The organism is Adhaeribacter terrigena (assembly GCF_016623615.1).
Taxonomy (GTDB): domain Bacteria; phylum Bacteroidota; class Bacteroidia; order Cytophagales; family Hymenobacteraceae; genus Adhaeribacter_A; species Adhaeribacter_A terrigena.
This window is the reverse complement of record NZ_JAEHFX010000002.1, coordinates 64,667-90,010: the sequence shown is the minus strand read 5'-3', so window position 1 is coordinate 90,010 and position 25,344 is coordinate 64,667. Positions and strand designations below refer to the sequence as shown.

20 protein-coding genes are annotated in these 25,344 nt (G+C 47.0%); 7 read left to right on the top strand and 13 right to left on the bottom strand.

Annotation, left to right across the window (positions count from 1 at the left end; all coding sequences use genetic code 11):
- The first annotated feature begins 152 nt into the window (after positions 1–152).
- The 5 genes from I5M27_RS04455 to I5M27_RS04435 all read left to right on the top strand — a co-directional run bounded on the left by I5M27_RS04455 (position 153) and on the right by I5M27_RS04435 (position 4,997).
- On the top strand, positions 153–1,847 hold the full coding sequence (locus I5M27_RS04455) for an acyl-CoA synthetase (protein WP_200504935.1): 1,695 nt from the start codon (positions 153–155) through the stop codon (positions 1,845–1,847).
- Positions 1,848–1,959: 112 nt separating this feature from the next.
- A complete protein-coding gene (locus I5M27_RS04450) occupies positions 1,960–2,748 on the top strand; it encodes a hypothetical protein (protein WP_200504934.1) in 789 nt (262 codons plus the stop codon).
- 106 nt (positions 2,749–2,854) lie between these two features.
- The gene (locus tag I5M27_RS04445) at positions 2,855–3,877 is read left to right on the top strand and encodes a DKNYY domain-containing protein (RefSeq protein WP_200504933.1); all 1,023 of its coding nucleotides are present in this window, start codon (positions 2,855–2,857) and stop codon (positions 3,875–3,877) included.
- Between the two features lie 74 nt (positions 3,878–3,951).
- The gene (locus I5M27_RS04440; protein WP_234462397.1) at positions 3,952–4,626 is read left to right on the top strand and encodes a formylglycine-generating enzyme family protein; all 675 of its coding nucleotides are present in this window, start codon (positions 3,952–3,954) and stop codon (positions 4,624–4,626) included.
- Between the two features lie 5 nt (positions 4,627–4,631).
- A complete protein-coding gene (locus I5M27_RS04435) occupies positions 4,632–4,997 on the top strand; it encodes an RNA polymerase alpha subunit C-terminal domain-containing protein (RefSeq protein WP_200504932.1) in 366 nt (121 codons plus the stop codon).
- Here I5M27_RS04435 and I5M27_RS04430 read toward each other — a convergent pair.
- A complete protein-coding gene (locus tag I5M27_RS04430) occupies positions 4,973–6,655 on the bottom strand; it encodes a WG repeat-containing protein (protein WP_200504931.1) in 1,683 nt (560 codons plus the stop codon). The genes I5M27_RS04435 and I5M27_RS04430 overlap by 25 nt on opposite strands.
- Positions 6,656–6,891: 236 nt before the next feature.
- Between I5M27_RS04430 and I5M27_RS04425 the strand changes: the two genes are divergently transcribed.
- The gene (locus I5M27_RS04425; RefSeq protein ID WP_200504930.1) at positions 6,892–7,320 is read left to right on the top strand and encodes a hypothetical protein; all 429 of its coding nucleotides are present in this window, start codon (positions 6,892–6,894) and stop codon (positions 7,318–7,320) included.
- 283 nt (positions 7,321–7,603) lie between these two features.
- On the opposite strand, the gene I5M27_RS04420 is transcribed toward I5M27_RS04425, so the two are convergent.
- Positions 7,604–9,118 carry a malate:quinone oxidoreductase gene (locus I5M27_RS04420; RefSeq protein WP_200504929.1) on the bottom strand — a complete coding sequence of 505 codons (1,515 nt, stop codon included), beginning with the start codon at positions 9,116–9,118 and terminating at the stop codon, positions 7,604–7,606.
- A 302-nt stretch (positions 9,119–9,420) separates the two neighbouring features.
- Here I5M27_RS04420 and I5M27_RS04415 point away from each other — a divergent pair, with 302 nt between their 5' ends.
- A complete protein-coding gene (locus I5M27_RS04415; protein WP_200504928.1) occupies positions 9,421–10,320 on the top strand; it encodes a sulfite exporter TauE/SafE family protein in 900 nt (299 codons plus the stop codon).
- Between the two features lie 71 nt (positions 10,321–10,391).
- Here the strand turns inward: I5M27_RS04415 and ftsZ are convergent, their stop codons facing one another.
- The 11 genes from ftsZ to I5M27_RS04360 form a co-directional block, all read right to left on the bottom strand.
- Positions 10,392–12,056, bottom strand: coding sequence for a cell division protein FtsZ (ftsZ, locus tag I5M27_RS04410; protein WP_200504927.1), 1,665 nt, complete (start codon positions 12,054–12,056; stop codon positions 10,392–10,394).
- Between the two features lie 25 nt (positions 12,057–12,081).
- Complete coding sequence (gene ftsA, locus I5M27_RS04405; protein WP_200504926.1) at positions 12,082–13,419, bottom strand: cell division protein FtsA; 1,338 nt, start codon at positions 13,417–13,419, stop codon at positions 12,082–12,084.
- Between the two features lie 9 nt (positions 13,420–13,428).
- Positions 13,429–14,196, bottom strand: coding sequence for a cell division protein FtsQ/DivIB (locus I5M27_RS04400; protein ID WP_200504925.1), 768 nt, complete (start codon positions 14,194–14,196; stop codon positions 13,429–13,431).
- Between the two features lie 14 nt (positions 14,197–14,210).
- Positions 14,211–15,632, bottom strand: coding sequence for a UDP-N-acetylmuramate--L-alanine ligase (gene murC, locus I5M27_RS04395; RefSeq protein WP_200504924.1), 1,422 nt, complete (start codon positions 15,630–15,632; stop codon positions 14,211–14,213).
- 272 nt (positions 15,633–15,904) lie between these two features.
- Positions 15,905–17,014 (bottom strand): undecaprenyldiphospho-muramoylpentapeptide beta-N-acetylglucosaminyltransferase, encoded by a 1,110-nt coding sequence (gene murG, locus I5M27_RS04390; protein WP_200504923.1) that lies wholly within the window; start codon positions 17,012–17,014, stop codon positions 15,905–15,907.
- Positions 17,007–18,188 (bottom strand): FtsW/RodA/SpoVE family cell cycle protein, encoded by a 1,182-nt coding sequence (locus I5M27_RS04385; protein ID WP_200504922.1) that lies wholly within the window; start codon positions 18,186–18,188, stop codon positions 17,007–17,009. The genes murG and I5M27_RS04385 overlap by 8 nt, the downstream gene beginning before the upstream one ends.
- A gap of 83 nt (positions 18,189–18,271) precedes the next feature.
- Positions 18,272–19,615 (bottom strand): UDP-N-acetylmuramoyl-L-alanine--D-glutamate ligase, encoded by a 1,344-nt coding sequence (murD, locus tag I5M27_RS04380; RefSeq protein WP_200504921.1) that lies wholly within the window; start codon positions 19,613–19,615, stop codon positions 18,272–18,274.
- Between the two features lie 132 nt (positions 19,616–19,747).
- Complete coding sequence (gene mraY / locus I5M27_RS04375) at positions 19,748–20,971, bottom strand: phospho-N-acetylmuramoyl-pentapeptide-transferase (protein ID WP_200504920.1); 1,224 nt, start codon at positions 20,969–20,971, stop codon at positions 19,748–19,750.
- Positions 20,972–21,059: 88 nt separating this feature from the next.
- A complete protein-coding gene (locus I5M27_RS04370) occupies positions 21,060–22,535 on the bottom strand; it encodes a UDP-N-acetylmuramoyl-L-alanyl-D-glutamate--2,6-diaminopimelate ligase (RefSeq protein WP_200504919.1) in 1,476 nt (491 codons plus the stop codon).
- Positions 22,535–24,640 (bottom strand): penicillin-binding protein, encoded by a 2,106-nt coding sequence (locus tag I5M27_RS04365; protein WP_200504918.1) that lies wholly within the window; start codon positions 24,638–24,640, stop codon positions 22,535–22,537. The genes I5M27_RS04370 and I5M27_RS04365 overlap by 1 nt, the downstream gene beginning before the upstream one ends.
- Positions 24,630–25,064 carry an FtsL-like putative cell division protein gene (locus I5M27_RS04360; protein WP_200504917.1) on the bottom strand — a complete coding sequence of 145 codons (435 nt, stop codon included), beginning with the start codon at positions 25,062–25,064 and terminating at the stop codon, positions 24,630–24,632. The genes I5M27_RS04365 and I5M27_RS04360 overlap by 11 nt, the downstream gene beginning before the upstream one ends.
- Positions 25,065–25,344 lie beyond the last annotated feature (280 nt).

Here is a 25,344-nt window from a genome sequence, read left to right as displayed (position 1 = left end):
TTTCAAGGAGGGGCCGAGGATGGTTATTTTCACGCATTCCCCTCGCCTTTTAACAAATCCTTTCGTACCTTATTCAGACTTTCCAGCCCCTGAAAACGCTATGCTTTTCGGGCTAAAAAGTCATTTCTTCTGATCTTAAACCCGCTATCGATATGAGTTTAACGCCCTATTTTCAGCAAGTAAGAAGTTTGATCTCCAACCACGAATTCAATAAACTGCGCGATTTGCCTTTAGAAAAACCCGAATATTTCAACTGGGTTACCGAAGTTTTCGAAGCCATTAACTTAAAACAGCACCCACAGCAAGAAGCGTTGCTTTGGACCGACGGCGAAAAAGAGGAACGCTACACGTTTGCCGAAATAGCCGAAAAAGGAAACCAGCTGCTGAATCTTTTCCGGGCGCATGGCTTGCATCAAGGTGATTGTATGTTTCTGCAGTTAGCACTTTTACCGGCCAACTGGTTTGCGTATTTCGCGGCTATGAAAGGCGGTTTAGTTATGGTGCCGGTGGCTACGATCATGGGCGTACAGGACATTAAATACCGTTTCGAAAAACTGTTACCCAACGTAGTAATTTCCGACCTGGAAAATGCGGATAAAATTGACGAAGCTGAAAAACTGCTCGATCAGAAAGTGAAGCTTAAAATAATTGTAGACGGTGAAAAAGCCGGCTGGCAACCATTAAACGCTATCGAAAACCAGTCAAAAACTGCCGAAGCCGTACAAACTAAAGCGGACGACCCGCTGTTTTTGTTTTTCACATCCGGTACTACCGGAATGCCCAAAGTAGTTACGCACACGCACTTGAGTTATCCGTTTGGGCACCTTTCCACCGCTTCCTGGATCGGGCTGAAACAGGGCGATGTACATTACAACATTTCGCAGCCGGGCTGGGCCAAGTTTTCGTGGAGCTGCGTGTTTGCCCCCTGGAACGTAGGCGCAACGGTTTTTGCCTATCATCCGGCCGGACGGTTTAACGCCCAGGCACAATTAGAGCAACTCGAAAAGCATAAAATTACCACCTTCTGCGCGCCACCAACCGCTTTGCGGATGCTTATTCAGGAAGACCTGAAGGCTTTTAATTTCAGTTTCCGGGAATGCGTGGCCGCCGGCGAACCGCTGAACCCCGAAATTATTGAAACCTGGCACGAAGGCACCGGCATCATGATCCGCGACGGCTACGGCCAGACAGAAAGCACCTGCATGGTGGCCAACCTGGTGGGCGACGAACTGAAATTCGGGAGCATGGGTAAACCCACGTTCCTCTACGACATTATTATTGCCGACGACGAAGGCCGCGAACTGCCGCTGCACGAAGAAGGCCACATTTGTGTGCGTACTGATACCGGCCGGCCCAACGGTATTTTCAAGGAATATTTCGGCGACCCGGAAAAGAAGAAAGACGTTTTCAAGCACAACCTCTACTATACCGGCGACAAAGCTTACAAAGACGGCGACGGCTACATCTGGTTCATCGGCCGCGACGACGACGTGATCAAAGCTTCGGATTACCGCGTGGGCCCGTTTGAAGTGGAGAGCGTTTTAATTGAGCACGAAGCCGTGGTGGAAAGTGCAGTGGTCGGCAGTCCGCACGCCATCAAAGGTTTTCAGGTAAAGGCGTTCATCATTCTGGCTCCGGGAAACAAACCGAGCAAAGAACTGGCGCAGGAAATTTACGCTTTCAGCCGGCAGAATTTAGCTCCTTACAAAGTGCCGCGGCTTATCGAATTTGTGGAAGAACTGCCGAAAACGATCAGCGGAAAGATCCGGAGAGTGGAATTGCGGGCAAACGAAGCCATGAGAAAAGCCAGGCAGGAAAAGTCGGAATTTGAGTTTAGCTTTGAGTAGTTTTAGCGGCCAAAACCCTACCGTTTTATAACCGGAAAAGGCAGTTCTTCTTTTCCGGGAAATAGGTTTTGCCTAAATCCGGCGTTCATAAAAGATAAAACCAACAATGAAAATGAAAAGGATTCACCTGTTTGAATTTGAAGACTTCGCGTGGTTCCCAAACTGGATAAGGATCTGCTTAACCCGGCTGATGGTAGTGATGCACCATATTTTAGGCACCAACCAAAACCTGGCCGGGCTGATCCGGAAAGCGCTGCAAGCCTCTTCCCGGCCTGCCATCATCGATCTTTGTTCCGGAAGCGGCGGCGCCATGATAGAAGTAACCAGGATCTTAAAAACAGACCAGGAACTAAGAAATCTTACGTTAACCTTAACCGACCTGTATCCCAACAAGGAATTGGCGGCAAAAGTCAATCAGGAAAGCGGTGATCAGATCTCATACATAACCACCCCCATCGATGCGACCAACGTACCCACCGACCTAATTGGGGTGCGGACCATGATCTGCAGTTTTCACCACATGACGCCAGCCATGGGCCGGAGCATTTTGCAAAATGCCGTAGTCAGCAAACAACCCATCTGCATCTATGAAATAAGCGATAATAGTTTCCCGATTCTGTTGTGGTGGATCGCCCTTCCGCTGAATTTCATCATGACTTTTTTTATCACCCCGTTTGTCCGGCCGCTTACCTGGCAGCAATTGATTTTTACCTACCTCATTCCCATTATCCCGTTTTTCTTTGCCTGGGACGGGGCGGTTTCCAATGCCCGGACTTATACCATGAATGACCTGGATATCTTATTGGAAGGCTTAGAAACAGAAAACTACAAGTGGGAAAAAGGCATTATAGCAGGCAAAGCCAAAAGCAGTTATTTGCTAGGCATTCCGGTGGAAAGCTAAATCTTTAGGAGGAAAACGATAGCGTTTTGGGGTGGAAAAGTGTAGATTATTTTGAAAATAAACCGGATATTCGATTTAAAGTAACTATTTTAAACTTGTAAACAAGTTGATAAAAATCATTTATTTGCTATTAGGCTTAGTATTAACTTCTTGTGCTCCAGGATTTATAATTAATAGAGAGAAGTCAGATTCTTACTTCATTTCTCCGATAGGAATAATTTACTCCAATCAGGGAAATTGGTTTGAATTAGGTATGAAAAGGTCTAATGCAAAACTATTTTCATTTAAAATTTTGGATGGGGCTATCGCAAAAGATAAATCTTATATTTACTACAAAGGCATAAGGCAGACTCGAGTTGATTATAAATCCTTCTATATCGAAAAAGATATTCCTAAAGATAAAAACTACGCCTATACTTACGATTTGGAATTTCTTAAACCTATTCCTGATGTAGATGCGGCTACTTTTGAGTATTTAGATATTGATACTTTAGGGAGAACTTGGTCAAGAGATAAATTCTTTTATTATCATAAAGGAAAGAAATTAAATGTTGATAGAACTACATTTAATTTTATAAACAGGTGGTTTGCTACAGATAAAGATTCCTTATATGTTAACTTAGGCTTCAAATTTATTGGGGTCAAGCCTGTAACTCAAGATTTAACTGTAATAAATAAGGAATATCTAAGAGATAAAAATACACTATACTATAGATCGGATTGGGGAAAGTCAGAATTAAGAACTACGAAATTTAATACTTTTGATAAAATTAGAATTATCAATAAAGATGTTCTTGCTGTTAATGATAAGATAATTTTCTATGGAAATTTCTTCAAAAGTAAGAATGTAGACCCTGAAAGCTTCGAGTTATTTTCAACAAGCTTCATGGATAATTATTCAAAGGATAAAAATTATGTTTATTGTGAGCAGGAAATAATCGTTGGTGCAAATCCTAAAGAATTTAAGAAAATTTACCTTTGGTTCTGGAAAGATGAAAGGAATGTCTATTATAAAACTAAAGTATTAGAAGGAGCTGATCCTAAAAGCTTTAGAAGATATGAAAATTTTAGCTCAAAATGGATTGATGATCATGGAAACGTATATGATGACAAGGGAAATAAACTTTAGATAACCGCAACTTTACATTTGCTTCGCAATCAACCAATTACAAAAAACCTAATCATATAAAAGGCTTCCAAACCTTGCTCCTCACATTCCAAACCCACCTAACCCCCATCCCCGCCGGCCAGATCGAACTGCGTGACGACCGGACAAAACAAACCTGGACGGTAGCCATCCAACCCTTTCTGCTGGCGAAATTTCCGGTAACGCAGGCGCTTTATGCCGCCGTGATACAGCAAAACCCCAGCACCTTTCCAAGCCCGCAAAAACCCGTAGAAAACGTTTCCTGGGTAGAAGCCGCGCAGTTTTGCAACGCCCTTTCCGCGCAGGAAAAACTAGAATCCTGCTACGAAATTCCCGCCAACCTAGAAAACATTACGTTTAATTCGCAAGCCAACGGTTACCGCCTGCCCACCGAAGCCGAATGGGAATACGCCTGCAAAGCCGGAACTACTGCACACCGATACGGTGAACTAAATGAAATTGCCTGGTACAAAGAAAATTCCGCCGGCAGCACGCACGATGTTGGTTTGAAGGCGCCCAACGCCTGGGGCTTGTACGACATGCTGGGCAACGTTTGGGAATGGTGCTCCGATATTTACGACGAGCAGGTTTACGGTTCCTACCGCATCATTCGGGGTGGCGGCTGGGCCGATGAGGCACGCGGCATTCTGGCCACCAACCGCCGCCGCAGTCATCCTACTGCCTTTAAAATTGACGACCTTGGTTTCCGGATCGCCCGGAATTTAGCATAAATAAGATGAAAGCGCCGCAATTAAAAACCTACCCTAACGGACATCAATTCTACAAATCTTCCGATTGTCCCACCTGCCCTGTTTGCGATAAGGAAAGCAAACCGGAAGCCGGCTTTCTGGCTACCTTATCGGCACCGGCGCGGCGGGCGCTGGAAAACAACAACATTTTCACTTTAGAGCAGCTTTCAGCATTAAGTGAAAAAGATGTTCTGAAATTTCACGGCATGGGAAAAGCTTCGCTGCCGAAGTTGCGGGAAACGTTTAAGATAGCTGGCTTAACCTTTAAAACTCACCGACTTTTTAAGGCAGAAAGGATAGCGTTTCGAATGCCAAAACGCTATCCTTTTTATTCGAAAAACTCCTCACCCTGAAAATTAATGTAACCCGTTTTCCCGTCGCGCGAAACGAGCAATAAGCCTGGCAGCCGCGGATTATGGATCATGTCGTATTTGTATCCGGTCAATTGCTTCAGGTTCAGGTCGAAAAGGGCTTTCTTTTGGTTTTTGCTCATTACCAGAAATTGGTCGGCCATGAACTGGATCGGCTCTGAGGTGAGCGGTACCACAAACTCCTCTTGCGCATTTACAATGCCCACCTGGTTAAATGGCTCGCCGGCGTAAACCAGTTTATACCCGTTTGCGAAAGGTTTGTGGTAGCTTCTTAATTCAGGTTGCAGGTCTTTAAGAACGGCACCGGTGGTATCGATGAACACATTACTGCCATTTTGAAACATCAGCGCCCGGGCGTTATTTTCGAAAGTATAGGTGCGCACCATGCCATAATGCATCAGCTCGTATTTTTTATCGTAATCGAAAACGAAGGGAATTACCTCGCGGCCCTTAAAATCCACGAAGCCAATTTTCTCGCCCCTTATAACGGCAATCCGGTTCTTTTCCGGCATGCCTAAAAAACGGCCCTGCACTTTTACTGTTACTTCCTGCCCGTTCCGGAAAATGAGCCGCATGGTATCGGAAGGCAGTTCCTGCTGCATAAACCGGTTCGAATAAAACCCGCGCAGCGGCCCGGCCAGGGCATAGTTTTCATAACCTTGTTGGTAACCTTCTTTCCGGAAAGGGTAAATGATTTTGGCCGTAGAATCGATCACGGCGGTCTGATTGCCCTTTTTGGCGTAGAACAAGCCTTGAACATCGCCAGGCTTTACGTGGTCGAAAGTGGTTTCCCGCAGCAGTTTCAGGCTTTTACTGAAGAAGTAGGTTTTCTTTTTGGTGCTGACCAGGTAATACGCTGGTGTATTCTCAAACTTCAGCACTTCATCTTTCAGCAGCTTTTTGCCGTTTTTCTTATACAGGTCGTGCCGGTCGTTTAGCTTCTGGGCATGAATAATATGGTCGCCTACGTAAAGGTACTTGTATTTATTCGGTACAATTTCGTTGCAAAGCGTATCGGTGAGACCTTTCAGCCCCAGCTTATCGGTCACAAAGTAGCCGCGTTCCCAGAAATCCATCCGGTTTACCGTAAACTTACAAGGCACTTTTTTCAGGGTTCTGGCACTCAGTATGGTTTGGGTGGTATTACCGTTAAACGGCACGATCCAACCTTCGTAGTTCTGGATTTCCTTGTAAACCGGCGGCAGCACTTCGTTCAGATTGTGGTCTACCATACCGTATTTGCCGTTTTTCATGATCTCGAAGCCGCCCGGTACCGCCCGGATGTATTCGTAGGTTCCAATAGGCACCACCACTTCCCCATCCAGATACCGGACTTCTACGCCCTGGGGCATGGGCATAATAGCTGCTTGCTTACCTTTTACAGTGGCGAGGTAAACGTACTTTCCCGGAATAACCGCTATTTGTTTGCCCTGGGTATTAAAAACATCGGTGCCGGTATTTTTCCGGGCCATAATAAAATCGCCACGCAGCTCTATTTCCTGGTATTGTAGCGGAATTATAGTTTCCCGCTGCGCATTTACCACGCCCCAGTTCCCGGCTTTGTTGTAAGGAATCAGTTGCTGGGCAATGGCTGGAAAAAACGCCGGAAAAAGAATTAATAAGAAGATAAAAAATTTCATACAAGATCAGCCTTACAACCTTGAATTTACACAATTCCCCGGCAAAACGCAGTAAAAACATCCTCAGAGCTTCATCCTCTTGCTTTTAGAGCATTCAAATTCCTGAATGAAACGCCGCCGGCCATTAAACAGCCCCAAATAATTACCAGGATTGCAATCTGATATTAAAAAGAAAACCGCTTCTGCTTGCTTCTTCCTATATTCCAGCTAAATTCAGGCCTTCTTAATTCTCAAGCATGAACCGTTACCTGAAAAGATACATACCGTTTCATTTTGCACTTATTATTGTACTGGTAATCAACAGCCTGATCATTTTATTCCATGCCGCCGTACTGCTGGGGTTCGTGCCTTTCGAATACGTCTGGGGCGGCAAGCTGCAAACTGCTGAAGAAATGTACGTTTTCGAAAGCGTTTCCATTGCCATCAATTTGCTGCTGATCGGTCTGGTGCTGCTGAAAGGCAGGTTGCTGGCAGCGCCCGTGCCAATAAAACTGATAAACGTTTTGCTTTGGGCGTTTGTAGCCGTTTTCGCGCTGAACACGTTGGGCAATTTAGCGGCCGAAACTACCCTGGAAACGCTCATTGCCACGCCTTTAACTTTTATCCTGGCGATTTTATGCTGGCGGTTGGCCCTATCCGAAGATCGGGTTCCGCAGGTTGGGTAAAGGCGTGCCAACTATTCATTAACCTTCCCAAACAGGCTTTTCAGGAATTTTCCTGAAGCTAATTCCCGGGATTCAGGTCTTTGCGAAACTGATTTTTAACCGCCTCCTTTGGCTTCCGAAAGATCATTCCTTATTCGGGCTTCGGGTTTTAAGGCAGAAAACGGTAGCGTTTTAGCGCAGCAAACTGCTTACAGTTTCTTTTAACCAAATAAAAAAAGCTTCCGGTTTCTGCCGGAAGCTTTTCACTTTTTCAGCCTGAAAGCATAGCGTTTTCAAACGAACCTTAAAGTTTCGATTCCACGCTTTGCAAACCTAAAACGCTGCTGGTAAACGTTCTTATTTCTTCCAGCAACTGTTCATTTTCTGCCAGCGACCGGCCGTATGACGGGATCATTTGCCTGATCCGGGTCTGGGTTGCTTCAGAATGAAAACGATCCGGAAAGCAGCGCGAAAGCAAGGTGATCATGATGGAAACGGCGGTAGATGCGCCCGGCGAGGCTCCAAGCAAAGCCGCAATGGTACCATCTGCAGCACTTACCACTTCCGTTCCGAATTCCAGAATTCCGCCCAAAGCTACATCTTTTTTAATGATCTGCACCCGCTGACCGGCAATTTCCAGATCCCAGTCTTCCAGGTGCGCATTCGGGTAATATTCCTGCAAAGCCTCCAGCCGATCTTCCGGCGACTGGCGCACCTGGTCGATCAGGTATTTGGTAAGTTCCAGGTTGCGGGCCCCGGCATAAAGCATGGGCTTCAAGTTGCTTAAGTGAATGGATTTTGGCAGATCGAAGTAAGAGCCTTGTTTCAGGAATTTAGTAGAAAACCCTGCATAGGGCCCGAAAAGCAAGGCTTTTTGATTGTTAATAATGCGCGTATCCAGGTGGGGTACGCTCATGGGCGGGGCACCTACCGAAGCTTTGCCGTACACTTTGGCATGATGCCTTTCGATTATTTCCGGGTTATTGCAGACCAGCCACTGCCCGCTTACCGGGAAACCCCCAAAACCTTTTCCTTCCGGAATACCCGATTTTTTGAGCAAACCTAAAGCTCCGCCGCCGGCGCCGATAAACACAAAATTACTCTTCACTTCTCTACGCTCGCCGGTTTCCATGTCTTTTAACCGCACCCGCCACCGGCCATCGCTTTCCTGATCCAATCTTCTCACTTCCTGCCCGAAATGGACATTCACGCCCCCGGCCTTTATCAGGTAATCGAACATGCAACGCGTAAGGGCCCCAAAATTTACGTCGGTGCCGAGTTCCATGCAAGTGGCGGCTACCGGCTCGGCATTGCTGCGGCCCTCCATAATAAGCGGCACCCATTTGGCCAGCATAACCGGGTCTTCGGAATACTGCATGCCGTTAAACAAATGGCAGCGGGTAAGGGCATCGTAACGTTTGCGCAGAAAATGAACGTCTTTTTCGCCTTTCACAAAACTCATGTGCGGCACACTCCGGATAAAGGCATCGGGCAGGGAGAGTTTATTATTGTTGATCAGGTAAGCCCAGAATTGCTTGGAGATCTCAAATGCTTCGGCAATTTTAACGGCTTTGCTTATTTCAATGGTGCCGTCAGGAAGTTCAGGGGTGTAATTCAGTTCGCAAAAAGCGGAATGGCCGGTGCCGGCATTATTCCAGGCATCGGAGCTTTCGGCAGCAGCCCGGTCCAGGCGCTCAAAGATCTCGATGGTCAGGTCTGGCACCAGTTCTTTCATCATCACCCCCAGGGTAGCACTCATAATGCCCGCACCAATTAAAATCACGCGGGGCTCGGAAACAAAATTCTTGTTGTTGCTCATATTAAATCCAGGCTTAGAAGCAGGAAAAGTCAAAATAGGTTAAACTTAAAGCACCCATACGGATTTACGGAGGTTTAAGGGAAAAATTTGGACTGAATTATCAAACGAGTTTCAAAAATTACATACCAGCTGCAAGCCTTACTTTTTAAGTCCGAAACTATAGCGTTTTGCCGCGCTTCCACAACATAAAGTCAAAAATAAAAACCAACCAGGTTCAACCATTTGAATATAAACGCCTTACCATATTCCGGAATTAATCGTTAAATGAACTTACGAAGCCACTTGCGGCGCCTGAAAATCCGATGATAACGAAACCAGACCTTTACCGCTTGCCGCCTTTTATAAAATGGCTGGTTTTAACCCTGGTATGTCTGCTCTTTTTCACGCTCCTGATCCTGCTTTTCCACGACTTTCGAAAGATCTACGGCGAATGGTCTTTTCACATTGCCTTTGCGAATTTGCTGGAAAAAGAGTTTCTCAAATTTCTGCTGATCGGATTTCTGGCCCAGACAATTGATGGCGCTCTGGGTATGGCTTATGGCGTGAGTGCAGCCAGCTTTTTAATGAGTTTTGGAGTATCGCCGGCTATAACCAGTGCCAGCGTGCATTTAGCCGAAGTTTTCACTACGGGTGTTTCAGGTCTTTCGCACATTAAATTCGGCAATATTCGCCGCGACCTTTTCAAAAAGCTGGTTTTACCGGGCGTAGTTGGGGCTGTTGCCGGATCTTTACTTTTAAGTACGGTCGATATGAAAATTATCAAACCATTTGTTGCCATGTACCTGATCGTAGTTGGATTGCTCATTATTAAAAAGGCGTTTGGCATTATTAAACCAGAAAGCGGGATCAGGAATGTATCCATACTGGGTCTGGCCGGTGGTTTTATCGACGCTATTGGCGGTGGTGGCTGGGGCCCGGTGGTTACTTCCACGTTATTAGGAAAAGGACAACACCCGCGCTTCGCTATAGGCTCTGTGAATTTAGCCGAGTTTTTCGTAGCCTTATCCAGCTCCAGTGTTTTCACCATTTTTATGGGCATACCAGATTGGAACGTGATCTTAGGATTAATAGGCGGCGGCGTAATTGCGGCTCCCTTTTCGGCCTACCTCTGCAAAAGGATTCCGGCGCAAAAACTCATGATCGTGGTTGGTCTTGTAATTATCGGGTTAAGCATTCGTACCCTTTACCTGATTTTCAGGTGAAATATGAACAAAAAAAAGCCTTCCGCACAAATGCGGAAGGCTTTACTTTTTATGTTTAAAACGATACCGTTTTAGTCTACATTATCGTGCAGAAAGCGGTTATCGCCTAAAATTTCGTTGTCATCGTTCAGGCTGAAGCGGGAAATATTGCGTTCGGCAGAAGGCACCACGTTTTCTAAAACTACGTTCCGGCGCTGATAAGCAGGCACTTCCAGTTTTTCCTTGATCGCATCGCTGGAGATCTCGCTGCTTAACTGGCGCAGGCGGCGGCGGCGCTCATCGAGGCTTGGAATACGCTCCTGCGTTTCGTAAATATCTACGGTTTGCGCTATCGGCGCATTTTGTGGCTGATACTGCGGCTGCGGATGTCCCAGGTTCGGCATATCGTGATTCACTACATCCTGGCTTACGCCTAAATCATAGATCACGCGGTTTGGAACAGGTTCTGCAAAAATGTTATCTGGCTGCGAAACCGGGCCTTGTGGCTGCTGTGGCATTGGCTGTTGCGGCTGCACTTGCTGAGGCTGGTGCTGCTGTACAGGTGGCACATACTGTGGTTGCGGCGCACGTACCGGTTCTGGTGCCTGATATTGCGGTGCCGGAGGCGTATAAGTTGGTTGTGGCGGCGTAACTGGTTTTACCGGCGCTTCGGCGGCCATGTTGTAATCGGTATTAAAAATATCGTTCTGCGGGGCCGGAGCTGCTGCTTCCTTTTCCATGATCTTTTTAATAGCCGGCATTTGTACAATGCTGTTGCCTTCGCGGGCAAAACCGGTAGCAATTACCGTTACGCGGATGCTCTGGCCCAGTTCCGGATCGATGCCGTGGCCGAAAATAACTTCGGCTTCTTCCCCAGCCTGCTCCTGGATATATTCAGTAATTTCGGTCAGTTCGTCCATTTCCAGTTCCGCCTGGTCGCCAGACATAATAGAAAGGAGAATTTTCTGCGCCCCGTGAATATCGGTATTGTTGAGTAACGGCGATGAAAGTGCTTCTTCGGCGGCACGAAGAGCACGATTTTCACCTTCGGTAATGGCAGAACCCATCACGGCGGCGCCTGAGTCTTTCATTACCGTTTTCACGTCTTCAAAGTCTACGTTTACTTCGGAAGTTACCGTAATAATTTCGGCAATACTTTTTGCAGCCGTGGTTAATACGTTATCCGCTTTGGCAAAAGCCGAACGGATAGGCAGGTTGCCAAAAATTTCACGCAGCTTATCGTTCAGAATTACAAGTACGGTATCGCAGCTGTCAGAAAGTTCTTTGATCCCGTTATCGGCAGCCTGGCGTTTTTTGCGGCCTTCGAACATGAACGGCGCAGTTACGATGCCCACGGTCAGGATATCAAGATCTTTGGCAACTTTGGCAATTACCGGAGCAGCGCCGGTTCCGGTACCACCGCCCATACCCGCCGTAATGAACACCATTTTGGTATCGGTGCCCAGTAATTCGCGGATCTGTTCTTTGCTTTCAATAGCAGCTTGTTTGCCTCTCTCCGGATTTGCGCCTGCTCCCAAACCTTCGGTAAGGTCTATGCCGATCTGCAGTTTGTTTGGAACCGAGCTGCTTTTTAAAGCCTGAGCATCGGTATTGCAGACTACAAATTCCACATCTTTAATGCCTTGCCCGAACATGTGATTCACAGCATTGCTGCCACCGCCGCCCACGCCGATCACTTTAATGATTGACTTTGACTGGGAAGGAACGTCAAATTTGTAAGAAGGAGAAAAACTCATAATGATTGCCGCTTAAAAAAGTAAATTAGTAATTCTGTTGTTTATCGTCGAAATCGTCGATCAGCAAACCTTTGGTTCGGTCGATGATCTTTTTGAAGAAATCACCGCCGCCGCCGCTGTTAGTGCTGCTGGCTTTCGCATTGCTGCGCGGTTCTTCACGTCGTACGCCCTCATCGTTGCGGTTTTCCAGGTACCGGTTCATGCGGTCGTCCAGCGATTGGTAACCTGCCAGAACCAGCCCGACAGATGTTGCATACGTTGGGCTTTTCACCGCATCGATCTTGCTTTTGCCCAGGTGCTCGTTCGGGTACCCGATGCGGGCATCCATACCGGTAAGGTACTCGGTAAGCTGCACCAGATTCTGCAATTGCGCGCCACCACCCGTGATCACGATTCCTGCCGCTAAGTTATTGGCGTACCCAGACCGAACAATTTCTGAATAAACTAGTTCAATAATTTCTTCCATTCTAGCTTCTATAATAAAAGCAAGATTTTTCAAAGAAATTTCTTTCGGAGTCCGGTCGCGCAGGCCCGGAATGGAAACTATCTCATTCTCAGAGGCTTCCTCGGCTATGGCTTTACCAAACTTCACTTTTAAAGCTTCGGCCTGGTTTTGCATCACCATGCAGCCTTGCTTAATATCGGAAGTAATGATGTTGCCGCCAAACGGAAGCACCGCTGCGTGACGGATAATATTATCTTTAAAGATAGCTAAATCTGTGGTACCACCACCAATATCTACCAGTGCCACGCCAGCTTCTTTTTCTTCATCGCTCAAAACCGACATAGAAGAAGCCAGCGGCTCCAGGATCAGGTTATCGATCTCGAGGCCGGCGCGGGTTACGCATTTATTGATGTTGTTGATGGCATTAGACTGCGCAGTAATGATGTGGAAGTTCCCTTCCAGGCGCACGCCGCTCATGCCAACAGGATCCATAATGCCTTCTTCGTAATCCACTTTATAATCCTGCGGCATTACGTGAATGATCTCCGAGCCCGGCGGAGTTACCAGCCGGTACATGTCGTTGGTCAGACGGTTCACGTCTTCCAGGGTAATTTCATTATCTACCGTGGCGCGGGTAATGCTGCCGTTGTGCTGCAAACTTTTTATGTGTTGCCCGGCAATGCCTACGTTCACTACGCCAATGTTAATGCCGCTTTGCTCTTCCGCCTGGCGGATCGCTTTTTTAATGGCATCTACGGTTTTATCGATGTTGCTAACAATTCCTCTTACTACACCTTCCGAAACGGCTTTTCCCATCCCAAGAATCTCCAGTTTCCCGTATTCGTTCTTGCGGCCAACCAGTGCACAAATTTTGGTTGTTCCTATATCTAAGCCTACTACTATTTTATCGTTTTGCATAGCTGTATTTTATTCACAAATGATCTGATCATTGAATTCTATATTAACCCGTTTATATCTGGCCCAGCCCATTTGCGGCAGCACCTGTTTATAAACGATCATCAGTTTTTTAAACTTCCGTTCAATGTCTTCCGGCATGCCGAATTCAATTTTCTGGTCGCCGACCTGAGGCTGAAAAGTTACTTTCCCGTCGGCCTCAATGTGCATCTGGGCAAGCTGCGCTTTCCAGAACGCATCGTGGTCTATAAACTGCAAAAGGGACAGGTAAGCCTGGCCTACGGAGTCCTGAAAAAATGCGTTGTTAAGCGCGGGAGATTGCACCGATTTGGTAATAGGAATTACGCGGGCGGTAAAGCGTTCCGATAACGGCAGAATGTTTCCTTCATCGTCGATGTAAACATCGTTGTCGGAGTTTTCGTGTATGAGTCTTGCTATAGGCCTGTTCTGCTTAATGCTAACTTTTAAATTTCCTTTCAGATCGCGCGATACCTGGGCATCTTTTACAAATTTATGGGCTTTGATCCGCATTTCAAGATTTTTCAGATTTATCTCGCTGCGGTTCAGGCCGGCAATTTTTTCAGCTCCGTCTTTGGTTAAAAGTTCGGAAACTTCCTTTTCGCTAATAAAGTAATTATTGTACTCATTTTCAATAGCAATATTCACTTTTTCGCAGTTTTTCTGTTGTTGGCGTTCGCCGGCAAAAACTACCAAGGCTCCAAAAACCGCCACGCAACAGAAGGCAAAAATTAGCGATTTTATTTTACGGTTCAATGGCATTGCCAAGGTTTTTTTTAAAGTTTTTCTAAAATATTTTTAATCGGCTGCACCAAGGTGTCGATATCGCCGGCACCCACGGTGGCCAGTACATCCCAGCTTTTATCGGACTGCAAATTTAGCAAGACTTCTTCTTTGGTCAGCAATGTTTTTTGCGAAGAATTGATTTTTTCGAGCAGAATTTTTGAAGTAATTCCTGGAATGGGTTTTTCGCGGGCCGGATATATTTCCAGCAGCACCACTTCGTCGGCCTGGCTCAGAGTTTGAGCAAAACCATTGGCAAAATCGCGGGTGCGGGTAAACAAATGCGGCTGGAAAATAAGCTTCAGTTTTTTGCCGGGATAAAGCGCTTTAACCGAACGGACAAAGGCTTCAATTTCAGTGGGATGATGGGCGTAATCGTCGATGTAAACTTTACTTTCATTTTCAAAAACGTATTCGAAGCGCCGTTTTACGCCCTTGTAGGTTTTTACCCCGTTTTGGATAGCGTTTTCCGGCACATTCAGGATGAGACAAGCCTGTATAGCGGCTAACATATTCTCTACGTTGTGAAAACCGGGCACATTTAAGGCCAGATCCGGAATATTTTTATCCACACTTTCCAGATCGAACCCAAAAGTGCGGCCGCTTACTTTAATTTCTGAAGCTTTCAGGTCGCCTTGCGTTAAAGCATACGTGATCAGGTTTACGCCCGGCTGCATTTTTTCGGTCAGGCGCGGATCGGTGTTTTTATTTAGAATAAGCGTTCCGCCGGGTTTAACCTGGCTGATAAAATCTTGGAACGAATGAATAAGCTGGTCTTTGTCGCCGTAAATATCGAGGTGGTCGGCGTCGGAAGAAGTTACAATGGCAATATCCGGGTGCAGGGTTAAAAAAGAGCGATCATATTCGTCGGCTTCCACTACCACTATTGGTTTTCCGTCTTTTTCGGCTTTGCCAATGGCCAGGTTCGAATTCAGGTTCACGGAAATGCCGCCTAAAAACGCCGAACAATCTACGCCCGCTGCGTGCAACAAATGCGCCACCATGCTGCTGGTGCTGGTTTTTCCGTGGGTGCCGGCAACGGCAATGGTGTAAGCGCTGGCGGTAATAATGCCCAACACTTCGGAGCGTTTTTTTATGGTGTAGCCTTCGCGGCGGAAGAAATTGAGTTCGGTATGGTCTTGCGGCACGGCGGGTGTAAGCACTACCAGCGTTTCCGTTTTATTTTCCAGTACTTCCCTCGGGATCAGTGCAACGTTATCTTCAAAATGGATCTCGATGCCTTCGTTCTTCAGGTTTTGCGTGAGCACGGTTTCGGTTTTATCGTAACCCCAAACCGGCTTGCCGTTCGCTTTGAACCAGCGCGCAATAGCGCTCATACCAATTCCGCCAATTCCCAGGAAATAGATGTATTTATAATTGGTTGCTGGTTGTTGGTTGTTGGTTGTTGGTTCCATAGTTTTTTTTCAGTTGGCCGGTTGTTCTACTTTTCGTATTTCGATAGCTCGAATTTTCGATTGTTCGATGTGCAGCTTTACCAGGTACTTTTCAGGTTAAAAATTATAGCGTTTTGTTTCGAGTGTTCGAATTTTGGAGGTTCGAATTTTCGAAACGTGCATTCCGTAAGCAGTTTTTCGAGCTCAAACCATAGCGTTTTTCCCGAAGTTTTTCCGCTGAGCTTTAATATTAAAATCGAAAATTCGAACCTCGAACATTCGAAAACACGAACTTAAAGCAGCCTGACCAGTTCGTTTACTATTTCTTCGGCGGCGTTGGGCTTCCCCAGTTTTTCAATATTTGCGCTGAGTTCCTGGAGTTTTTTACTGTCCTGCATCAGTTCCAAAGCAACTTCGTAAAGTATGTGGCTGGCTTCGGCATCTTTCACTATTACGGCAGCACTTTTTTGCACCAAAGCCATAGCGTTTTTTGTCTGGTGGTCTTCGGCTACGTTCGGCGACGGCACTAAAATGCTTGGTTTTCCGGCCAGGCAAAGTTCCGAAATTGACAAAGCACCGGCTCGGGAAATCACCAGATCGGAGGCAGCATAAGCCAGGTCCATGTTTTTAATGAACTCGAAAACGCGGATACCTTTATCGGTTAAATGCGTGGTTTGGCCAACGGCAGTGTGGTAATACGTTTTGCCGGTTTGCCAGATGAGCTGGTAGCCGGCGTTGATCAGTTTGTTAAGGCTCTGGATCGTACTTTCGTTCAAAGTGCGTGCGCCTAAACTTCCGCCAATAACCAGCACCGTTTTTTTATGCGGGTCAAGGCTGAAAAACTGGATTGCTTCGGCGCGCTTTGCGGCACAACCGATAATATCCTGCCGCACCGGGTTGCCGGCTAAAACAATTTTTTCGGAAGGGAAATACTTTTCCATGCCTTCGTATGCCACACAGATCTTATGAACCCGTTTGGCCAGCAATTTATTCGTAATACCCGCGTGCGAATTCTGCTCCTGGATCAGGGCCGGAATTTTCTGCGAAGTGGCTGCAAACAGAACCGGCGCGCTCGCATACCCACCTACGCCCACCACGGCATCGGGCTTAAAATCTTTAATTATTTTTTTGGCCGCTAAAACACTGTTGATCACCTTGAAAGGAAAACTCAGGTTTTTAAGCGTAAGGCTGCGCTGCAGACCGGCAATATTGAGGCCGGCAATTTTATAACCCGCTTCGGGCACGCGCGTCATTTCCATGCGGCCGTTAGCGCCTACAAAAAGAATTTCGGCGTTCGGAAAAACGTGTTTGAACCGGTTGGCAATGGCTATGGCCGGAAAAATATGCCCGCCGGTGCCACCGCCACTAATGATCAATCGGTAAGTTTTTATCGGATCAGGCATGTACCAATACGTTTTCTGCTTGAGGTTTAGATTTTGGCAGCGAATTTTCTTTCGGCAGATTCCCTTCCATTTCGTTGCGGCTTACCGAGAGAATAATTCCCATGGAAATACCGGTAAAGATCAGGGAAGTTCCCCCCATACTCAGCAGCGGCAATGGTAAACCCGTAACCGGACCTAAACCAACCGCAACCCCCATGTTTACCATGGCCTGAATAACGAGACTGAAACTGAGCCCCGCCGAAAGCAGGCCTCCGAAAGCGCCGGAACTCCGGGCTACCACAATCATGCCACGATACAGCAGCGCCAGGTATAAAAACAGAATTACCGCGCCGCCCACAATACCGTATTCTTCAATAATAATGGCGTAAATAAAGTCGGAATAAGGGTGCGGCAGAAAGTTACGCTGATCGGAATTGCCCGGACCTTTGCCCACCACGCCGCCGGTTGCAATGGCAATATAAGATTGCTCCAGCTGAAATACCGGCTTGTCCTTATCCATGAATTTCTCGATCCGGCTAATGGCCGTATCCATCCGCTGACCAACGGCCAAAGCCACGCTGCCAAAAATTGCGCCTACCACCACCAGCATCAGAATGTATTTCATAGGCACGCGACCGATGAACATGAGTAGCATACAGGTAGCAAATAAAAGTAAGCCCGTAGAAATGTTGGAAAGCATAATAAGCCCGCAGATGCCGCCGCACCATAGTAAAAGCGGGATCAGGGTTTCTTTAATGGCCGTAATATTCATCTGCCGTTTGCTTAACATACTAGCCAGGTGCGAGATAAGCGCCAGCTTGGCTAAATCGGAAGGCTGAAAGGTCTGGTTAATTACCGGGATCATGATCCAGCGGGAAGCTTCGTTCAGGTTAGAACCGAATTTCCAGGTAAAAAGCAGCAAGGGCACCGATAAAATAAGCGCCAGCAACGAAATGCGGGAATAATACTTGTAGTTGAGCTTATGGGCAAACCACATAAATGCCAGCCCTACGAAGATAAGACCGGTGTGCTTGAACAGAAAATATTCCGTATTGCCGCCCATTTTTTTATACGCCAGCGTACCGGTAGCCGAATAAACCACCAGTATACTGATCAATCCAAAAGCGATCACAATCCCCCAAAGGATCGGGTCGCCTTTCAGGTTGTCGCGGAGCCACAATTTCAATTCGTTCATACTTTTCCCTCCTGTTTTGCTACCGTTTTTTATTTCGTTATGCGTTTAAAATTCAGTTCTTCACGCCAACGCTTAATTCTAAACTAATTTTTCAAGGCTATTTCCCGTACCGCTTCCATAAAGCGGTGGCCGCGGTGTTCATAATTATTAAAAAGATCGAAGCTCGCGCAGGCCGGGGAAAGCAAAACCACATCGCCGGTTTGGGCTAAATTCTGCGCCATTTCCACGGCTTCTTCCACGCTTTGGGTTTCTTTAATTTCCGGAACAATGCCGCCGAAAGACGTTTTCAGTTTTTCGTTTTCTTTACCTAAACAGATCAGCGCTTTGATTTTTTCCTGAGCAAAAGGCTTCAGTGTTTCGTAATCGTTACCTTTATCTACGCCGCCCGCGATCCAGACAATGGGTTGTTTCATGCCTTCGAGCGCAAACCAAACGGCTTCCACGTTCGTGGCTTTCGAATCGTTGATCCAAAGCACGCCGTTTTTTTCGCCGATCTTTTGCAAGCGGTGTTCGGCATTTTTAAAAGTAGCCAGCGCCGTTTCGATCTGGTTTACCGAAATTCCTAAAAGCTTCGCCACTGAAATAGCTGCCAGGGAATTGTATTGGTTATGCTTACCGATTAAAGGTGAGTTTTCAGTGGAAACGGTAGGGCTTTGGGCCGCAAAACCCAAAACGATATTTTTTCCTTCGAACCAGGCTTTGCTGTGCGCGTTTTTCTCGAGCGAAAACGGTATGGTTTGGCCGGCAAAAACTGCGGGCTTGAAGAACTGAAATATAAGCGGATCTTCCTGGTTGTAAATGAAATAATCGCCTTCGAGCTGGTTCTGGGTGATGCGCAGTTTGGAGGCCGCGTAGCTTTCCATTTTGTACTCGTAACGGTCCAGGTGGTCGGGCGTGATGTTGAGCAATACTGCAATGTGCGCGCGGAAACGGTACATATTATCGAGCTGAAAACTGCTCAGTTCCAGCACGTAATAATCGAAGGCATCTTCAATCACCTGCTTGGCTAAACTTGTTCCGATGTTTCCGGCCAGGCCTACGTTTAAACCGGCGCTTTTCAGCAAATGGTAAGTTAAAAGCGTGGTGGTAGTTTTGCCGTTGGTACCGGTAATGCAAACGAATTTCGCTTTGGAGTACCGCGCCGCAAATTCAATTTCGGAAAGTACCGGGATCTGCTTTTCGTACGCTTTTTTAATTAAAGGCGCTTTTTCCGGAATGCCCGGGCTTTTCACAATTTCGGTTGCGTCCAGGATCAGGCTTTCCGTATGCATGCCTTCTTCAAAGGAGATGCCGGCCTGCTTCAGTTGCACCCGGTATTCCGGCTTGATCGGGCCCATATCCGAAACAAAAACGTCGTAGCCTTTCGCCTTCGCTAACAGCGCCGCGCCTACCCCACTCTCCCCCGAACCTAAAACTGCTATTTTCATTTTAATTGCTAATTGTTGATTGTTAATTGTTGATTGATTTCATTTAACCAAAATCGTGGTTTAAATCTGATTCCTGAATTTGCCGATCATTTTTTCAATTAACAATCAGCAATTAGCAATCAACAATTTCTCTTACTGAAGCTTTAAAGTTACCAGCGTTAAAACGGCCAGCATAATACCCACGGTCCAGAAGCGGGAAACGATCTTTGCTTCGTGGTAACCCAGTTTCTGGTAATGATGGTGCAGCGGGCTCATTTTGAAAATTCTTCTGCCTTCGCCGTATTTTTTCTTCGTGTATTTAAAGTAGCTCACCTGCAGCATTACCGATAAATTTTCGATGAGAAAAATGCCGCAAAGCACCGGAATTAAAAGTTCTTTCCGCAGAATTAAAGCCAGCACCGCAATAATACCGCCGATCGATAAACTGCCGGTATCGCCCATAAAAACCTGCGCCGGATAAGAATTGTACCACAAAAAGCCCACGCAGGCCCCCACAAAGGCGGTACAGAAAATAACGAGCTCGCCGGTATTCGGAATGAACATGATATTGAGGTAATCGGCAAAAATGGCGTTACCCGAAACCCAGGCGAAAATTGCCAGCGTGGTACCAATGATTGCGGAAGTTCCGGCGGCTAATCCATCGATGCCATCGGTAATATTCGCGCCGTTCGAAACCGCCGTTATGATAAGAATTACGAGGGGAATGTAGAGAAAACGGGCAAAAGAACCCAGAACCGGCGAGGCAAAGCTGAAGAATTTGTGGTAGTCGAGTTCGTTGTTTTTGGCAAACGGAATAGTGGTTACCATTTTGCGCACATCCTGGTAGGAAACCGAAGAAACGGCATCGGCCGCAGCGGCGCCTTTCGCGGTAATGTATTGCCGTACGGTAACGTCTTCGGAAAAGAACAGCGTACAACCCACAATCAACCCCAAACCAACCTGCCCGATAATTTTAAAGCGACCGGCCAGACCTTCTTTATTTTTTCTGAAAACTTTAATGTAATCATCCAGGAAACCAATAATACCCAGCCAGATCGTAGAAACCAGCATCAGGATGATATAGGTATTATGAAGTTTGGCAAACAACAACGTTGGAATCACGATGGCCGCCAGAATAATAAAACCGCCCATGGTTGGCGTGCCCTTTTTTTCCAGCTGCCCTTCCAGACCCAGGTCGCGGATGCTTTCGCCTACCTGCATGCGGCGGAGCATTTCTATTAATTTACCACCTAAGATCATGGCAATAAGCAACGACACCAACACAGCTGCCCCTGCCCGGAAGGAAATATATTGAAACACCCCTAAACCCGGAATGTCGTAAGTTTTGTCTAAATAGTCGAATAGGTAGTAGAGCATTTTTATTTTAATTGTTGCATTGTTGCATGGTTAAATTGTTAGTAAAAACTTCAAAAACAACCATTCAACAATTAAACCATTTAACAATTTATTTTCCAAGCAAGGTAAACAGCTCGCGCAGCACCTGCTTGTCATCGAAGGGCGAGCGCTGGCCTTTTACTTCCTGGTAGGTTTCGTGGCCTTTGCCGGCAACCAGAATAATGTCGTTCGCATCGGCCAAAGCAACGGCGGTTTTTATAGCCTCTTTTCGGTCAATAATCGATAGCGTTTTTCTGAGTTCGGTTGGTTTTACGCCGGCCTGCATCTGGTTCAGAATTTCCTGCGGCTCTTCGTCGCGCGGATTATCGGAAGTGAGCAACACTTTATCGCTGAATTTGCAGGCAATTTCGGCCATTACCGGGCGTTTGGCCGCGTCGCGGTTTCCGCCACAACCTACTACCGTAATAATTTTCTGCTCCGGTTTTCTTATTTGCTGAATGGTACTCAACACGTTTTCCAAAGCATCGGGCGTGTGCGCGTAATCTACAATACCGGTGATCTGCGAATCGGAAATCAGGTAATCGAAACGGCCGGCGGCGGAAGTTAAATTGGAAAGCACGGTCAGCACTTCGATTTTATCTTCGCCTAGTAAAACGGCTGCGCCATACACCGCCAGAATATTATAGGCGTTGAACGTGCCAATCAAACGGAACAGAATTTCGTGGCCGTCAATTTCCAGGTGCAAACCCTGAATGGAATTATCGAGCAGACGCGCTTTGAATTCGGTGGCTTTCCGTAAGGAATATTCGTGGGTTTCGGCTTTGGTGTTTTGCAGCATTACCGCGCCGCGTTTATCATCGGCGTTAACCAGCGCGAAGGCTTTTTTATTCAGGTGATCGAAGAATAATTTCTTGGCTTTGATGTATTCGTCGAACGTGCCATGGTAATCTAAATGATCGTGGGTAATGTTGGTAAAAACGGCGCCTTTGAATTCCAGGCCGGTAACGCGGTGCTGAATTAAGGCGTGCGAACTTACTTCCATGAAGCAATGCGTGCAACCGGCTTTTACCATATCGGCCAGCAATTTATTCAGCGTAATGGCATCGGGCGTGGTGTGCGTAGCCGGAATTACGGTTTCGTTTATCTGGTTCTGGACCGTTGAAAGCAGGCCAACCGAATAACCGAGTTCGCGGAAAAGTTTGTGCAAAAGCGTTACGCAAGTGGTTTTACCGTTCGTGCCGGTTACCCCAACCAGTTTCAGTTTTTTGGATGGTTCGCCATAGAAAGCAGAGGCCATAAAACCCAGGGCCGCAGCCGCACTTTTCACCTGAATTATGGTAGCGTTTTCGGCCAGTTTTTCAGCGTTATCAGGAAGCGTTTCGCAGATAATGGCTGAAGCGCCGGCAGCTACGGCTTGCGGAATAAAATTATGGCCGTCGGCTTGCACGCCGCGCAAAGCGAAGAAAGCCACACCCGGAGCGGCCTGGCGCGAATCCATGGTGAGGCTTTGAATTTCGGTTCCGGCATTGCCGAGCACCTGAATGACTTCCGGATTTCCCTCTAAGAGAACCTGCAGGTTGGGCATTAGCTTACAGTTATGGTAATGATACTTCCTTTTTGAATAGGCGAACCCGCCGGTATCGACTGGCTTTGCACCCGGCCCGAATTTCCGAGTTTGCGGATCTTCAGTCCCTGGTTTCCTAGTAAATAAAGTGCGTCGCGAATGGTCATGCCGGTTACGTCGGGCACGCGGTTGGTTATCACTTTATTGGGTTTCCAGTTATAAGAGCGGTTCTGCGAATCGGCTTTCACCCATTCGTCTTCCATGTTGCTGCCTACCGGGTGATTACTGATTCCCAGGCGGTTGCAGATCAGGCTTAGTTCATCCTGACTACCGGCTTTTACCACCGGCAACGACCTGGTGTCCGGCGTAATGCGGGCACTCATCGGTTTGTGGCTGGTCAGGTCGCGGGCGTAAGCCTTATCAGCAAGTTCGCGGAAAACCGGTGCGGCCACATCTCCTCCGTATTGGGCGGCGCGCTGCGGACTATCAATGATCACAATGCAGCTGTATTTCGGGTTTTCGGCGGGGAAATAGCCGGCAAAGGACGTAGAATACGTTTTAATATATTTTCCGTTCTTAATCTTACGGGCGGTACCGGTTTTGCCGGCTACCTTGTAATCAGGACTTTTCACGTGCCGACCGGTGCCATGTTCCACTACCGATTCCATCATCTGACGCAGTTTTTTCAGGGTTTCGTCGGAACAAATCTTTTCGTTGAGCACCTTTGCCTGGTAGCGCTCTATGGTTTTATCGGCTTTGCGCGTTTCTTTTACAATGATCGGCTGCACTTTTACCCCGTTATTGGCAATGGCATTATATAAGGTTAAAGTCTGCAGCGGCGAAATTTTCAGTTCGTAACCAATGCTCATCCGCGAAAGGGTGGTGCGGCTCCAGCTTCTGTCCGTAGGCTTTTTAATATATGGTCTGGCTTCGCCGGCCAACTGAAAACCCAGCGTGCTGTTCAAACCGAATTTTTGCAGATAATCTATGTATTTCTGCGGCTGGTTGCCAAATTGCTCTTCTATCAGCTTGGCGATACCCACGTTCGAAGATTTCGCAAAAACATCTTCCACGGTAATGGTACCGTAACCGCCTTCTTTGGAATCGGTCATGAGCACGCCCCCGAATTTCTGCTTTCCTTTACCGGTTTCTACCGAATCAGTTAACTGCATGTTGGAATCTTCGAGTAAAGCCATCATGGAGGCCAGCTTAAAGGTAGAACCCGGCTCGGTAAGCCCCTGATTCGCAACGGCGTAGTTGTAGTTTTCCATGTACACATCTTCGGCAATACGGCCTAAGTTGGCAATGGCTTTAATTTCCCCGGTTTTTACTTCCATCAAAATCACGCAACCGTATTCGGCATCGTGGGCAACCAAGGCTTTTTCCAGGGCATTTTCAGCTACGTCCTGGAGGTTGATATCGATGGTGGTTTTAATGTCGTAGCCCGGAAGCGGTTTTACTTCGGTGCCGTCGTAAACCTGTTTGCTGCCGCCGGCCATGCGTTCAAACAGCGCTTCGCCATCTTTCCCGGCCAGCTTGTTGTTGTAAGTATATTCCAGGCCGGCCCCGTTCTTATCTTCATTTATAAAGCCAATAGTACGCTGCGCGAGCATGCCAAAAGGCCGGAAACGCTTGTCTACTTTCTCGAAGATCACGCCGCCTTTATTTTTACCGTTGCGGAAAATGGGCCATTTGGCCATCATTTTTTTCTCCTGGTAATTGATCTGGCGGTTATTCAAACGCACGTATCGGCGGTCTTTCAGGCGGGCATTCTTGATCTTGCGCTTGTATTCTTCCGCCGATTTATCCTGGTAGAACCGCGAGAGCAACAACGCCAGCGAATCTATTTTTTCGTCGAATATCTTTTTATCGGCAATGCTTGGATCGAAGGCTACGCGGTAAAAAGGTAAGGATGTAGCCAGGATGCTTTCGTTATCGGAAAAGATATTGCCGCGCGTGGCGTAAACCGGCTGGTACACGAACCGGCGTTCGCGTTCTATGGCTTTCCATTTGTTGCCGTCGGCAAACTGAATGCGGCCAACCTTTACAACAATGGCAAAGGCAAAAAGGGCGATGAGCAAAAAGGCCACCCGCACCCGCGTGAGAATGGATTTCTTAATATTCATCTTTTTTTACAATTACCTGGTAAGGGGGCGTTTTACTTTCTTCCAGACCCAAAGGCAACACGTTACGAGCCACTTCGCTTTGCTTGCTGGCTTCCATATAATCCGATTTCAGGGTGGTGTAATCGGCGCGAAGGTCTTCGGTCTCAATTTTTAATTTATCTATTTTCCGGATGCTTTTTTCGGCATAATGGGTATTGCCGATGTAAAAAAGCGCTACGCCCATGCTAAACAAAACCTGCGGCAAATATTTTACCGGAAGGCCATCGCGGAAGATGGCATCCATGTTAGTGTAGCGCTCGAGCAGGTGGAAAATACTGGTACCCTTAGACCGTGGAGTTTCCTCTACCTTCGGCTTGGGCTGCGGGCGCATGGTATTGGCGCGCGGGGCAGCTTTTTGTTTCGGTTTTAAGGTGTTTACAGCCATTTCAGGTTAAAATCTATTCAAACTTGTTTACTTTTTAGGGCTAAAACCATAGCGTTTTTGCCAGCTTTTCTACCTGAACCCCTCCCGGTAAACCGGGAAGGGCTTTTTATTTCCGCGCAGCATCCTGAACAGATATTTCAGGAACCAAAGCCGGAGCGTTTCTTTTTCCGGGAGCTCCTACCCCCACCGGAAACGGACAATTCTCCGCCTTTATTTACAGGAAAAATGGTAGTGTTTTCAGCTTAAAAAGTCATCTCTCTTCTTCTTCTAAAATTCTTAT